The organism is Paenibacillus sp. JL3B1040, assembly GCF_057063165.1.
Window position 1 is genome coordinate 5812097 of the sequence record NZ_CM169317.1, and the last position, 14149, is coordinate 5826245.

Genomic DNA, 14149 nt, shown 5'->3' on the forward strand with positions numbered 1-14149 from the left:
TTAAGGTCAGCGAGTGGGTTTTATGAACGTTTCGGAATTTGAATCACAATCTCGTAATGATCTTCATGATCCTTTTCTTCCGTTTTAATTTGCAAGCCCGAGCCGGTAACCATGTCAATGGATTGGCGAATCGTATTCAGGGCCAGACGAACATCCTTGGTAAAGGATATTCGTTTTGATGTGGACTTCTTGTTCTTAGCCACTTCATTATAGAAGGCAATTCGAGCTTCCGTTTGTTTCACATTCAACTCTTTTGCGATGATTTCATTCAGGACTTTCAATTGCACCTCTTCCGAGTCCAAAGACAGCAAAGCACGCGCATGACGTTCTGTAATTTTCCGTTCCATCAGCGCCGTCTTTACGCCATCCGGAAGCTGCAGCAGCCTGATTTTGTTGGCGATCGTCGATTGACTTTTTCCTAGCCGTTGAGCCAAGCTTTCCTGCGTTAACTGATGCAAATCGATCAAATTTTGGTAAGCCATGGCCTCCTCGATCGAGGTCAGGCCTTCTCTTTGAAGATTTTCAATCAAGGCAATCGAAGCCGCCTGTGAATCGTTGAAATCACGCAAGATAGCAGGAATAGATTCAAGACCCAGCTTTTTGACGGCTCGCCAGCGACGTTCACCGGCAATAATTTCGTATTTCTCATTCCGGTAACGAACGACAATCGGTTGGATCACGCCATGCGTACGAATCGTTTGGCATAGCTCATCGATTTTCTCGTCGTCAAAGATCGTCCGCGGCTGATAAGGACTGCCGACAATTTCCTCCACCGGAATTTGTCTTACTTCATCTCCGCTGCTTCGTTCGGTTAACCCAAACAATTTAGAAAATTGTTCTTTCATTCCGTCAATTACCACCTAGTTTCATAGTGACATAAGGCCAAGCCTTACGGATCATCCCCGCAGGATGACATTGCTCTAAACGAAATGCATCGTAAACAAATCCGATATATCTATTCTACCACTTTTTCCTCTATAATCCTATTCTCTTATGATGAGAAGTTGTAGAAAAGAGAGTCGTTTTTTCTGCATAAGGACAAAAAAATCCCCCTAGCTATGTTTCACGTGGAACAATTTGCTAAGGGGAATAAGGCTCATGTTATAACAACGGTGTTTTGAGCGGTATACCCGCTTTTCTTGGGTACTTCTTGGGCGTAGGGGCTATTTTCTTGATCATCACTAAATGGCGCTCCGAGTTTTCCAATGGCAGCGAAAATTCCGGTGTATCGATCCATTTCCCTTTGAGTTCGGTTAAACTTCGGGTTGCTTCTCTCACTTCTTCCTCCGGGTTGCTGCCTTTCATCGCAACGAATAACCCGCCGGGTTGAGCAAACGGCAAACAAAACTCATTAAGGACCGCCATACGGGCAACTGCTCGGGCAGTAACCAGGTCAAAAGCGTCCCGAAGCTCTTCCTGACGCCCCAAGTCTTCGGCACGCCCATGCAGCAGGCGAACCTGCGACAAGCCCAATTCATTCACCACATGCTGCAAAAACTGGATCCGTTTGTTCAGGGAGTCCACGATCGTGAGTTGCACATGCGGAAAACAGATTTTTAAGGGGAGGCCGGGAAACCCCGCTCCCGAGCCGATATCCGCCATAGAACCGATCTCCCCGATCGGAACATGAAAAGCCAAGGTAAGCGAATCATAGAAATGTTTAATATAGACCTGCTCCCGTTCGGTAATCCCGGTCAAGTTCATCTTTTCATTCCATTCAACCAATACCTCGTAATATCGTTCGAATTGCTTCAACTGCTGCGCCGACACCTCGATGCCGTGACTCTGGAGCAACGTGCAAAAATGGGCTTGTATCGAATCCAATGGTTACCCTCCCGCAGCCGTGACCCGGTTATAGTGCTCCAAATATACGAGCAGAATTGAAATATCCGCCGGTGTGACCCCCGAAATCCGCGAGGCTTGCCCGATTGAGATCGGCCGGATTTTGGACAGCTTTTGCCGCGCTTCCATCGCCAGACCTTGGATATCGTCATAGTTGATCGATTCGGGTAATTTCTTCTTTTCCATTTTTTGTAACTTTTCAACATGGAGCAACTGTTTCTCGATATAACCGGCATACTTGATTTGAATTTCAACTTGCTCCCGCATCTCTTCATCGAGCTCGAGCTCGGATGGAGAAATCGAAGCAATATGGGCATACGTCACTTCCGGACGCCGCAAAATGGTGAGCAAATTGCTTCCGTCCTGAATCGGCGCGGAACCAATCGATTCCAGCAGCGGATTGATCTCCGCAGGACGAATCTTCGTCGACTTCAACCGTTCGATCTCTTGCTCGACCTTCTGTTTCTTATCCAGGAACCGTGCATACCGTTCTTCCGAGATCAACCCGATTTCATGGCCCAGCGGTGTCAACCGCAAATCGGCATTGTCGTGGCGCAGCAGCAACCGGTATTCGGCGCGCGATGTAAGCAAACGGTACGGCTCATTCGTCCCTTTGGTCACCAAATCGTCAATCAATACACCGATGTAGCCTTGCGAGCGGTCCAGCACAACCGGCTCCTTGCCTTGTACCTTGCGCGCCGCGTTGATCCCGGCCATAATGCCTTGTCCCGCCGCTTCCTCATAGCCGGAGGTTCCGTTGATTTGCCCCGCTGTAAACAAGCCGGGCAATCGTTTCGTCTCCAGGGACGGCCACAGTTGCGTCGGCACGACCGCATCGTATTCGATCGCATAACCGGTCCGCATCATTTGCACGTTTTGCAGACCCGGTACGGAGCGCAGCATTTTCAACTGGACCTCTTCCGGCATGCTGGTCGAAAAGCCCTGAACATAATATTCGGACGTATTTTTGCCTTCCGGCTCCAGGAAAATCTGATGCTTCGGTTTATCGCTAAACCGTACGATTTTGTCCTCGATGGACGGACAGTAACGGGGCCCCGTGCCTTCGATTACACCGGAGAACATCGGAGCGCGATGCAGATTGTCCGTGATAATCTGATGCGTCTCCTCGGAGGTGTACGTCAGCCAGCAAGGCAACTGCTCGTTGTCCGATTCTTTCGTCTCGTACGAAAAAAACTTCGGCTTCTCGTCCCCCGGCTGAATCTCCGTTTGCGAGAAATCGATCGAGTCCTTATGCACCCGCGGCGGCGTTCCCGTCTTGAAGCGAACCAGCTCAAAGCCCAGCTCCTTCAAGTTTTGCGACAGGCGCACCGACGGCTGCTGATTGTTCGGACCACTTTCGTACATCAGCTCGCCCATGATGATTTTTCCGCGCAGATACGTACCGGTCGTCAGCACGACCGCTTTTGCCCGATACTCCGCGCCGGTCTTCGTGATCACGCCAACGCAATGGCCGTCTTCAACGATCAGCTCCTCGACCATCCCTTGGAGCATCGTCAAATTCGGCTCCTTCTCCACCGTTTCCTTCATCGCGTGTTGATACGAAAATTTATCCGCCTGCGCGCGCAGCGCATGAACGGCCGGGCCTTTCCCGGTATTAAGCATCCGCATTTGGATGAACGTTTTGTCGATGTTGCGGCCCATTTCGCCGCCCAAGGCATCAACCTCGCGCACGACATGGCCTTTTGCCGGACCTCCGATCGAAGGATTGCACGGCATAAAAGCAACCATATCCAAATTGATCGTCACCATCAGCGTTCGGCAGCCCATCCGCGCTGCCGCTAATGCCGCCTCGCAGCCTGCATGTCCCGCGCCAACCACGATCACCTCATAGTTTCCGGCAGCGTAACCCATGTATCGTCAACCTCCTTTACCCTACACCATTCAAACTCTATCCGTATCATCATACCATGAACAAGCGCTGCTGATACCAGAGGCCGCTTATTTCCCCAAACAAAATTGCGAAAAAATCTGATCGATCAGCGCATCCGGCGCCGAATCCCCGACCACCTCGCCCAACTGCTCCCAAGCGTACCGTACATCAATTTGCAGAATATCGATCGGAATCCCGCTATCCGCCGCCTCGTAGGCATCCGCCAGCGACTGCTTGGCCTTCTTCAGCAAAGCGATATGCCGCACGTTACTAACATACGTCAGGTCGTTCGACTCCAACTGCCCCCCGAAGAACAGACGGGCGATAGCCTCCTCCAGATGATCCAGCCCTTCCTCCGTTTTGACCGACAATTCGACGATCGCTTCCTCGGAAAAATAACGCCGGACCACCTCCCGATCCAACTGCTGCGGTAAATCCATCTTATTCAAAAGCACGATCGTGGACCGCCCCTTCAGTTGTTCCATCAAGGCGATTTCGTCCTCGTGCAGCGCCTCGGCGCTATTGAGCACGAGCAGAATCAGGTCCGCTTCGCTCACCGCCGCTCTGGAGCGCTCCACGCCGATCTGCTCAACGACATCCATCGTCTCGCGGATCCCCGCCGTGTCGAGCAGCTTCAGCGGGATATTGTTGATCGTCACGTATTCTTCGATCACGTCCCGCGTCGTCCCGGGAATATCGGTGACGATCGCTTTGTTCTCGCGGGACAGGGCGTTCATCAGCGAGGATTTGCCGACATTCGGGCGGCCGACGATCGCCGTCGTAATCCCCTCGCGCAAAATTTTGCCCTGGTCCGCCGTCTTCAGCAGCGCGTCGATGCCTTCCGACACCTCCGCGCACTTCTCCTTGATAAACGCCATCGTCATCGATTCCACATCATGCTCGGGATAATCGATGTTCACTTCGATATGCGCCAGCGTCTCGATCAGCGTATGGCGCAGCTTGCCGATTTGGCGCGACAGCTGGCCTTCGACCTGCTTGAGCGCCACGGAGAACGCCCGATCCGACTTGGAGCGGATCAGGTCGATGACCGCCTCCGCCTGCGACAGGTCGATCCGCCCGTTCAGGAACGCGCGCTTCGTGAACTCGCCCGGCTCGGCGAGGCGAATGCCGCGCTGCTGGAGCAGCAGGTCCATCACGCGTTTGACGGAGATGATCCCGCCGTGCGTACTAATCTCCACCACGTCTTCCGTGGTGAAGGAGCGCGGCGCGCGAAAGACGCTGACGAGCACCTCCTCAAGCTTGTCGCCCGTCGCCGGGTCCACGATAAAGCCATAGTGTACCGTATGGCTTTCCGCCTCCGGCAGCGCCGTCTTGGCGCGGAACAGCCGCCCCACTTCGCTGATCGCCTCCGGCCCGCTGACGCGGATCACGGCGATGCCGCTTTCGCCCACCGCCGTCGCTATCGCTGCAATTGTATCGCTAAGCATTAGCTTCACCTCGCTAGTTGTTTGTTGTATTTCAATGAAGAATATTCGTGAATTTCGCAGCTCCGCTGGTCGTATGATCCTACGATCGCTGTTGTTCGCGGATTTCTTGGATTGGACTAAATTCAAAAGTTGTAGAAATCCGCTCACAAAGGCGAACGCTCCGCTTCTTCGGATTCATACGCCCCTCTCCGCCCCCAATTCACTCACCTTCGGAGCATCCATCCTCACGCTTTTCTCCAACCTAAGCGCATCTCCGTAGGAGACAGCGCCTCCTTGCACGTAGTCACACATCAACCGCCTTCCGTCTATCCACGCTCTCCCTTCGTAGCATCCGCCCTCACGCTTTGCTCCAACCTAAGCGCATCTCCGCAGGAGACAGCGCCTCTTTGCACGTAGTCATGCCTCAACCGCCTACTGCCTATCCACGCTCTCCTTCGTAGCATCCGCCCTCACGCTTTGCTCCAACCTAAGCGTATCTCCGTAGGAGACAGCGCCTCCTTGCACGTAGTCACACATCAACCGCCTACTGCCTATCCACGCTCTCCTTCGTAGCATCCGCCCTCACGCTTTGCTCCAACCTAAGCGCATCTCCGTAGGAGACAGCGCCTCCTTGCACGTAGTCACTCCTCAGCCGCACGCAGCCTCTCACGCTCCCCTTTCGGCAGGAGCACCTATAGTAGAGGCGGGCCCCACAGGGGCGAGAAGCCGGCTCCTATCACCAAAGTCCCTCGGGTGAACCGACAGAAGCAGTCATGAGCAGCACGGTTTACCAGGTATCCCGGGTGCTCCCAAAGTAAGACGTACCCCGAAGGGGGGAAAAGCGTTCCATGCACCAACGTAGAGCGCATCCCCGAAGGGGACAGCGGGCAGGAGCGCCTCTTTCCCTCCAACGTTCCTCTAGTTTGCGGGAGCCCAGAGGGCAGCAGGCCCTCGGACGCCCTCCCTTACGGTAAGGGAGGGATGGGGAGGGTTGAGATCAAAAAAAATGACGCCCCCCCAGCTTACGCCGAGCAAACGTCACCTGCGTCTCATTCATTTGCTGTGCTTCAGAGTAATAACGACCCGCCGGTTGGGCTCCTCGCCTTTACTGTAAGTTTTGACCTCCGGGTGATCCTGAAGTTTGGAATGAATCACTTTGCGCTCCTGCGGCGACATCGGCTCGAGCGTGACTTCTTTACGCGTACGCACGACCCGTCCGGCCAATCTGACAGCAAGCTCCTCCAGCGTTTTTTTCCGGCGTTCCCGGAAGTTTTCGGCATCGAGCACGATGCGGATGAAGCTGTCGGAATAACGGTTGGCAATGATATTCGCCAAATATTGCAGTGCGTCGAGGGTTTGCCCTCTCCGCCCGATCATTAAGCCCAAATCTTGGCCCGAAATGTTAAGCACGGTATGGTCTTTGCCATGGGCGACTTCGACTTTGACGTCCAAGCCCATATTCTCGCCGACCTCCCGAATGAATGACGCCGCCTCCGCATAGGGATCCTTCTCGCCCACCTTCGCCTCCCCCTTCATCTCGGAAGCGGACGAAGAGGGTACCGGTGCGGTCCTATTCGGGGTGGGCACGGATGCAGGTGCAGGGTCTTCAAGCAAAGTAAGCTCAACCTTCGCTTCCCTTACCCCAATCAGTCCCAGGAATCCTTTTGACGGCTGCTCCAACACGTTCACGGCGACTTTATCCTCGGTGGTGCCGAGCTTGGCCAATCCTTGTCTAACAGCATCTTCAATGGTTTTTCCCGACGTCACGATTTTATTCATTTCGATTTTTTGGCCTCCTTGGCACCCTTACCGGGATGACCGGCTTTTAGATTGGAGCCGCCCCGCTTCTTCCCGGAACCGGAAGTAGAACCGCCGCCTCCGCCTGCCGTCGCGGCAGCCGTAGCTATAACCGGATCTTTCTTGCGGTAGATAAAGAAGTTTTGCGCAATCGTGTACAGGTTACTGAAAATCCAGTACAGCGGCAACGCTGCGGCAAAATTGTACGCCATGACAAAAATCAAAACCGGATAAACCCACATCATAAACGCCATCGGGCCTTGCATGCTTTGCGGGTTCATGCTCGACATCATCTTCGTTTGGATGAACGTCGTCAATGCCGCGACCGCCGGCAAAATGAACAATTTATCGGGCTCCCCGAGCTGCAGCCACAAGAAGGAATGCTCCCGGATCGCCGAATTGTAGTAAATTGAGTTATACAACGCAATGAACACCGGCATCTGAATGATCAGCGGGAAGCAACCCGCCATCGGATTAACCTTGTGTTCCTGAAATAGCTTCATCGTCTCCTGCTGCTGTTTCTCCGGATTATCCTTAAATTGTTCACGGATCTTCTGGAGCTGCGGCTGAATGGCCTGCATCGCCTTCGAACTCTTCACCTGCTTCAGGGTCAACGGCAGAATCAAGGTCCTCACGATCAGCACCATAATTAAAATCGCTATGCCATAAGCACCGTTAAACCATTCTGCAAACGTATCCAGCGCAAGTGAGAAATAGTACACCACATTTGCGGTCCACCACGATCCAGTTGCCCTCATATCTTCCGTCGTGGTTGCCTGATGTGCATTCTGCGGAGCACAGCCTGCGAGAACCGCTACCATCACGACCGCCAGAAGGAGAAGAAGCCATCTTCTTCGGTTAGTCATCAATCGCGACACTTCAAAACCCCTCTCTTAACCTATCCATTCATCGTAAATCATAACATATTTGTAGGGACAAAGAAAACAAGCCTGCCTAACGCCCGGGAGCCCGCAGCAGCGACGCTTTCCGAAGCACATGAAGCACGCTTTTTTCAAGGTCTTTGTACTCCATTCCAACGGCCCCGCTCCGCACGATCAGGATCAGGTCGACATGGTCGCGAATCTCCGCTTCATGCAGCCGGACGATCTCCTTCAACATACGACGCATCCGGTTGCGAACGACGGCGTTTCCGATTTTTTTACTGGCCGATACCCCCAGCCGAAAACGTTCGATTTCCGGTTTGTTGGACCAGTACACCACCAGTTGGCGATTCGCAAAAGACTTGCCAAACCGGTAGATACGGTTAAAATCGGCGCGATTTCTCAAACGAAGTTGTTTATGCACGAGCTATCTCCTTGATTCATACTTCTAAATAGTATAGACCAAACGTCGCCGCAACGATCAAGTATAAAAAAAAGACCACCGCGGTGGTCTTTACGCACGCTTTACGCACTCAGTACTTTTCTGCCTTTGAGACGACGAGCAGCGAGAACCTTGCGGCCGTTTTTCGTGCTCATTCTTTTACGGAAACCGTGAACCTTTTTACGTTTGCTCACATTCGGTTTGAAAGTTGGTTTCATCTATCGCACCCCCTTACAGGAATATCATTATCTGTATGTTTACAATTCCAGATCCACAGAAAATGCCTTTATACATTTAATCACACCGCCTAGAAAAAGTCAACCGAACTTCCGCCCCTTCCTCCGCTTCTCGCTTTCAATTATTCACAATCCACAGCTTTCCTCATTTGAAAAACCACTCCGCATATAAGTTATGCACATGTGGAAAAGTATTTTTAACTGTCGGGACGGGTTGAAGAAACGCTTTCACAAAAAAAGTTTACAGCCGATTCGAATCGGTGTATATTTAAATTTATAAGTTGTATACAAGTATACATTAGTGGAAAAAGGGGGCTTTTTTCGATGAAATTAGGCATGGTTGGGCTTGGAAAAATGGGCTTCCATCTCGTTCTGAATCTGCTGGAACATGGACATGACGTTGTTGTCTACGATATGAATCCGCAGTCCGTAGCGGGCGCGGCCGAGAAAGGCGCGGTTCCCGCCGCCAGCCTGGACAAGCTTGTCGCTTCTTTGGAAACGCCAAGACGGATTTGGATCATGGTTCCGGCCGGCGCCCCGCTGCGATCGGTTGTCGATACGCTGGCTCCTCTGTTGGATCCAGGCGATGTCGTTATCGACGGGGGAAATTCGCATTATAAGAATTCGCTGGAGCTATCGGAGCAACTGGCGGCTCGGGGGATCCGCTTTCTCGATGTCGGTACCTCGGGCGGCGTCGAAGGCGCGGAGCAAGGCGGCTGCTTCATGATCGGCGGCGAAGAAGAAGCTTTCCGGTGGATGGAGCCGATCTTCCGCGATATCGCCGTATCCGGCGGCTATCTGTATGCCGGTCCGTCCGGCAGCGGCCATTTTCTCAAAATGGTCCATAACGGGATCGAATACGGGATGATGCAAGCCATCGCCGAAGGTTTCGAACTGCTCGACAAAAGTCCGTATGACTACGATTTTGAACAGGTCGCCCGGGTGTGGTCGAACGGTTCGGTCATCCGCAGTTGGCTGATGGAGCTGACGCAAAACGCTTTTGCCAAAGATCCAAAGCTGGAAGGCATCCGCGGAGTCATGCACTCCTCAGGCGAAGGCAAATGGACGGTGGAGACCGCGCTGGACCTGCAGGCCAACGCACCGGTGATCGCCATGTCGCTGTTCATGCGGTACCGTTCGCTCCAGGAGGACACGTTCCACGGCAAGGTTGTTGCAGCACTTCGCAACGAGTTCGGCGGCCATGCGGTAGAATCGTCCAAATAATCATCTGCTCCTCATCTGAAAATTCAACAAAACCTGCAGCGAGTTTCCCCATCCGGCGAATTTCATGCTATGATCGAAGTATTTAAGTTTCCACGATCACCAAGCGGGATAATATCCCTTGGAATAGGAGAAATATCGCATGCAATACCCTTCTTCCTGGTTAAAAAGCAGTTCGCTCGGCGAAGCGATCGCCGCGGAGCTGCGGCTGCAAATCATCAGCGGCACAATCAAGCCGGGCGCCGTCCTGTCGGAGAACCGCATCGCCGCGGATTTCGGCACGAGCCGCTCCCCGGTACGCGAGGCGCTAAAAACGCTCTCCGGTGAAGGACTGATCAGCCTCCAGCGCATGGGTGCGGTCGTCAACGGCCTGAGCCTGCAGGACGTCGACGAATTGTACGATGTCCGTTATTTGATCGAAAGCTTCGCCTCGCAGCGGGTGGCCGAAAATCCCGAAACGCTGCTCGCTCCGCTCGCGCAAATCATCGACAAAATGGAGTTGGCCGGCAAGCACCGGGACATCGTCGATTTCGCTTATCAGGATCTCTGTTTTCACGAAACGATTATCGCCGGAGCCAAGCACACGCGCATCCTGCACCTATGGACCAGCATTCGCCAAATCGTGATGACGGTGATGCTGATTACGACGCGGGAAGTGTTGTCGCAAGGCGAGGACAAAATCGATTATGTCATCGGCAAGCACCGTAAGCTGCTGCAGGGACTGGAGTCCCGAGATGCCGGAATCATCGGGCGAAACGTGAAGGAGTACTTCGCCGACTCGCACCGCACGTTGCATACGAGCATCCCTCAATAAACCAATAAGGGACGGGACGCCGGGCCCTTTTGGTTGTTTTGTTGTCGACAAGTATACAGTTATAAAATGAAAGCGCTGCACTACCCGCATCAGGTTACCGAATAGAAGGAGGAATCACTTTGGATACTCTGTTTGGCATGAGTCATAACGCTACGCTATTATTCTGGACGCTGCTCACCATCGTGTTCTTGGTCATACTGATTTCCAAATATAAATGGAATCCGTTCGTAACGCTGCTCATTTCCGCGCTGTTGCTTGGTCTTCTGGCCGGTATGAAGCCCCTTGACGTCGTCAGTTCCATCACCGGTGGCCTCGGGGGAACGCTGGGTACGATTGCGATCGTGATCGGACTTGGCACCATGCTGGGCAAAATGATGGCCGAATCCGGCGGTGCGGAGCGCATCGCGACCACGCTGGTAGACCGGTTCGGCGAAAAAAGAGTGCACTGGGCGATGATGCTTGTCGGCTTTATCGTCGGGATCCCGGTATTTTTTGAAGTTGGCGTGATCTTGTTGATACCGATCGTCTTTACGGTTGCCAAAAAAACGAAAATGTCCCTGTTGCAAATCGGGATTCCGATTTTGGCCGGTTTGTCCACCGTACACGGACTCGTCCCGCCGCATCCGGCGCCGATGATCGCGATTAACGCTTACGGGGCCGATCTGGGCCGTACGATTTTGTATTCGATTCTGATCGGCCTGCCGGTGGCCATCGTGGCCGGCCCCATTTTCGGCAAATATATCGGTAAGCGGATTATGTTGGAACCGCCGGCCGAGCTGGCCGAACAATTTGCCGTTAAAGGCGGACGCCAACTGCCGGGGTTCGGCATTACGCTGTTTACGATTTTGCTGCCGGTCATCCTCATGCTGATCGGCTCCATCGCCGATATCCTCGACCCGGGGGCCACCCGTCCGATCACGCTGTTCTGCGAGTTTATCGGCCACGAAATCATGGCGCTGCTGATCGCCGTCGTGTTTTCTTTCTTCTCGCTAGGTTACAGCCGCGGTTTCAGCAAGCAGGATCTCTCCAAATTCACGAGCGAATGCCTGGCACCGATCGCGGGGATCGTGCTGATCATCGGCGCCGGCGGCTCGTTCAAGCAGGTGCTGATCAACAGCGGCGTTGGCGATGCCATCGCGCAAATCGCAACCGGCGCGAACGTCAATATCATCCTCTTCGCCTGGTTCGTGGCGGCGTTAATCCGTGTGGCGACCGGTTCAGCAACAGTTGCGATGACGACGGCGGCGGGCATCGTGGCGCCCGTGCTGGCCTTGACCCCGGGTGCCAACGTCGAGCTGGCCGTTCTCGCCACCGGCGCCGGCTCCATCGTGCTTTCCCACGTCAACGATGCCGGGTTCTGGATGGTGAAGGAATTCTTTAATATGACAGTACCGCAAACTTTGAAGTCTTGGACCGTCATGGAAACGCTCCTGTCCGTCGTCAGTCTGGCGTTGATCCTCGGGCTGAGCTTTATTTTCTAAGGCAAAACTCATTACAATGGAAATACGAAAATGACGCAGAGAGAAGGGAAGAAATGGATACCGTAACGCATATGATCGGCCTGGATATCGGGACGACCAGCACGAAGGCCGTCTTGTACGAACGCAGCGGCCGGATGATCGCCACGGCGAATGAGGAATATCCGCTGTATACTCCCTCCGCTTCCGTGGCCGAACAGGATCCCGAGGAGATTTTTGCCGCGGTGATCGCGGCCGTGGCTCAAGTGATGAACGCCAGCGGAATCGCTCCGGAACAAGTCGGCTTCGTCTCGTTCAGTTCGGCGATGCACAGCGTCGTCCCGCTGGACGGCGAAGGCAAACCGCTGATGCGCTGTCTCACCTGGGCGGACAACCGCAGCGCGGATTGGTCGGAGAAGCTGAAGAACGAACTGGGCGGTCACGAGATTTATCGGCGTACCGGCACGCCAATCCATCCGATGTCCCCGCTGACCAAGCTGCTGTGGCTTCGTCATGAGCGGCCGGAACTTTTCGCGCAAGCCCGCAAGTTCGTGTCGATCAAGGAATACGTCTTTCTGAAGCTGTTCGGGGAGTACGTCGTCGATTATTCGATCGCGTCGGCCACCGGCCTGCTGAACCTGGAACGCCTGAATTGGGACGAAGAAGCGCTGCAGGTGGCCGGCATCACGCCGGAGCAGCTGTCTAAGCTTGTGCCGACGACGCACATCCTGCAGGGACTGGCGCCAGGTTATGCCAGCGCCATGGGACTCGCCGCCTCCACCCGCTTCGTCATCGGCGCCAGCGACGGCGTCCTGTCCAATCTCGGGGTCGATGCGATCGACCCCGGTGTCGTCGCCGTCACGATCGGCACCAGCGGTGCGATCCGCACCGTCGTCGACCGGCCGAGAACCGATCCCAAAGGCCGGATCTTCTGCTACGCGCTGACGGATAAGCACTGGGTCATCGGGGGGCCGGTCAACAACGGCGGCGTGATTTTCCGCTGGGTGCGGGACGAATTTGCCGCTTCCGAGGTCGAAACGGCGAAACGGCTGGGGATCAGCCCGTATGACGTGCTGACCAAAATCGGCGAGCGCGTCCGTCCGGGCGCGGACGGGCTGCTCTTCCATCCGTACCTGGCCGGCGAACGGGCACCGCTATGGAATCCTCATGCGCGCGGCTCCTTCTTCGGGTTGACGCTGCATCATCAGAAGGAGCATATGATCCGGGCCGTGCTGGAAGGCGTGATTTACAACTTGTATACCGTGCTTCTGGCGATGGAGGAACAGATCGGCCGGCCACGGAAAATCCAGGCGACGGGCGGCTTCGCCCGCTCCCCGTTATGGCGGCAAATGATGGCCGATATTTTCGATCAGCAGGTCGTCATTCCGGAGAGCTTCGAAAGCTCCTGCCTCGGCGCGGTGGTCCTCGGCCTGTATGCTTTGGGCGAAATCGATTCTTTCGAGATCGTTAAAGACATGGTCGGCGGCACCCATGAGCATACGCCGATCCCCGAGCATGCGGCCGTTTATAAGCAGCTGCTGCCGATTTACATCCGCATTTCGCGCAAGCTGGAGGAAGATTACGAGGCAATCGCCAAGTTTCAGCAGCAACAAGCCGAGCGATAAGATGTTCGGTTTTATAAAAAAATCCGACTTGCCCCTCAAGGGCGATCGGATTTTTTTGTGTTGCCGCGATAAATACGAGGACTTACTCACTATCCCCGCCGGTTGATTTATGCACACTGAAATTCGAAGTTTGAGGTTTCTTGTAATAACTTGTGCATAATTTTTTTGAGATTTTGGGGGTCCCTGTCGAATTCTAAACAAATTATAAACAATATGTAGTGGTGTGAATGATATTTATGCACAAGTTATTGAATTTGTGGATAAAAGCAGACAGCTCATTGAAAAACAGGCCTTCTTTTGCTATGATTAAATTGTTTTCGTTGTGAATATCTAAGTCCAGCGGCTTATTTATTAACAGCCTGTGGATAACATTGTGAACAATTCGAATATTCACCTGTTTATAATGATTATACTTTACTTAACACTGGGGATAGAATTCCCCTTTATTTATGTTTTCTCGACCTCTTTCTGCATGGCTTAAGCCACAATTGGAAGATTTAAAAGGAGTGACAGTCT

General features: G+C 53.6%; 12 protein-coding genes. 4 read left to right on the forward strand and 8 right to left on the reverse strand.

The genetic code is table 11. The features are described 5' to 3' along the window. Positions 1 to 20 precede the first annotated feature (20 nt). The 8 genes from noc to rpmH all read right to left on the reverse strand — a co-directional run bounded on the left by noc (position 21) and on the right by rpmH (position 8498). A complete protein-coding gene (noc, locus tag ACZF99_RS26695; protein WP_483607944.1) occupies positions 21 to 845 on the reverse strand; it encodes a nucleoid occlusion protein in 825 nt (274 codons plus the stop codon). 256 nt (positions 846 to 1101) lie between these two features. Then, entirely contained in the window at positions 1102 to 1824 is a 723-nt protein-coding gene (gene rsmG, locus ACZF99_RS26700; RefSeq protein WP_483607946.1) for a 16S rRNA (guanine(527)-N(7))-methyltransferase RsmG, read from the reverse strand. Between the two features lie 3 nt (positions 1825 to 1827). Then, complete coding sequence (gene mnmG / locus ACZF99_RS26705) at positions 1828 to 3714, reverse strand: tRNA uridine-5-carboxymethylaminomethyl(34) synthesis enzyme MnmG (protein ID WP_483607948.1); 1887 nt, start codon at positions 3712 to 3714, stop codon at positions 1828 to 1830. Between the two features lie 87 nt (positions 3715 to 3801). Beyond that, on the reverse strand, positions 3802 to 5181 hold the full coding sequence (mnmE, locus tag ACZF99_RS26710) for a tRNA uridine-5-carboxymethylaminomethyl(34) synthesis GTPase MnmE (RefSeq protein WP_483607950.1): 1380 nt from the start codon (positions 5179 to 5181) through the stop codon (positions 3802 to 3804). A gap of 1032 nt (positions 5182 to 6213) precedes the next feature. After that, on the reverse strand, positions 6214 to 6939 hold the full coding sequence (jag, locus tag ACZF99_RS26715; protein WP_483607952.1) for an RNA-binding cell elongation regulator Jag/EloR: 726 nt from the start codon (positions 6937 to 6939) through the stop codon (positions 6214 to 6216). Then, positions 6936 to 7835: a YidC/Oxa1 family membrane protein insertase gene (locus tag ACZF99_RS26720; protein WP_483607954.1), complete on the reverse strand. Its 900-nt coding sequence runs from the start codon at positions 7833 to 7835 to the stop codon at positions 6936 to 6938. The genes jag and ACZF99_RS26720 overlap by 4 nt, the downstream gene beginning before the upstream one ends. Positions 7836 to 7911: 76 nt before the next feature. Beyond that, complete coding sequence (gene rnpA, locus ACZF99_RS26725; RefSeq protein WP_483607956.1) at positions 7912 to 8262, reverse strand: ribonuclease P protein component; 351 nt, start codon at positions 8260 to 8262, stop codon at positions 7912 to 7914. A gap of 101 nt (positions 8263 to 8363) precedes the next feature. Further along, positions 8364 to 8498: a 50S ribosomal protein L34 gene (gene rpmH / locus ACZF99_RS26730; RefSeq protein ID WP_009223341.1), complete on the reverse strand. Its 135-nt coding sequence runs from the start codon at positions 8496 to 8498 to the stop codon at positions 8364 to 8366. A 342-nt stretch (positions 8499 to 8840) separates the two neighbouring features. Here rpmH and gnd point away from each other — a divergent pair, with 342 nt between their 5' ends. The 4 genes from gnd (at position 8841) to gntK (ending at position 13633) form a co-directional block, all read left to right on the forward strand. Beyond that, positions 8841 to 9740, forward strand: a complete 900-nt coding sequence (gene gnd, locus ACZF99_RS26735) for a phosphogluconate dehydrogenase (NAD(+)-dependent, decarboxylating) (RefSeq protein WP_483607959.1) — start codon at positions 8841 to 8843, stop codon at positions 9738 to 9740. A gap of 139 nt (positions 9741 to 9879) precedes the next feature. Continuing rightward, entirely contained in the window at positions 9880 to 10551 is a 672-nt protein-coding gene (locus ACZF99_RS26740; RefSeq protein WP_483607961.1) for a GntR family transcriptional regulator, read from the forward strand. A 119-nt stretch (positions 10552 to 10670) separates the two neighbouring features. Beyond that, complete coding sequence (locus tag ACZF99_RS26745) at positions 10671 to 12032, forward strand: GntP family permease (protein ID WP_483607963.1); 1362 nt, start codon at positions 10671 to 10673, stop codon at positions 12030 to 12032. Between the two features lie 53 nt (positions 12033 to 12085). Then, on the forward strand, positions 12086 to 13633 hold the full coding sequence (gene gntK / locus ACZF99_RS26750) for a gluconokinase (RefSeq protein WP_483607965.1): 1548 nt from the start codon (positions 12086 to 12088) through the stop codon (positions 13631 to 13633). The last annotated feature ends 516 nt before the right edge of the window (positions 13634 to 14149 follow it).

Excerpts from the sequence above, each read along its gene's own strand:
- jag (WP_483607952.1), bottom strand. The coding sequence starts at position 6,939 with ATGAATAAAATCGTGACGTCGGGAAAAACCATTGAAGATGCTGTTAGA.
- ACZF99_RS26740 (WP_483607961.1), top strand. The coding sequence starts at position 9,880 with ATGCAATACCCTTCTTCCTGGTTAAAAAGCAGTTCGCTCGGCGAAGCG.
- mnmE (WP_483607950.1), bottom strand. The coding sequence starts at position 5,181 with ATGCTTAGCGATACAATTGCAGCGATAGCGACGGCGGTGGGCGAAAGC.
- mnmG (WP_483607948.1), bottom strand. The coding sequence starts at position 3,714 with ATGGGTTACGCTGCCGGAAACTATGAGGTGATCGTGGTTGGCGCGGGA.
- gnd (WP_483607959.1), top strand. The coding sequence starts at position 8,841 with ATGAAATTAGGCATGGTTGGGCTTGGAAAAATGGGCTTCCATCTCGTT.
- noc (WP_483607944.1), bottom strand. The coding sequence starts at position 845 with ATGAAAGAACAATTTTCTAAATTGTTTGGGTTAACCGAACGAAGCAGC.
- rpmH (WP_009223341.1), bottom strand. The coding sequence starts at position 8,498 with ATGAAACCAACTTTCAAACCGAATGTGAGCAAACGTAAAAAGGTTCAC.
- gntK (WP_483607965.1), top strand. The coding sequence starts at position 12,086 with ATGGATACCGTAACGCATATGATCGGCCTGGATATCGGGACGACCAGC.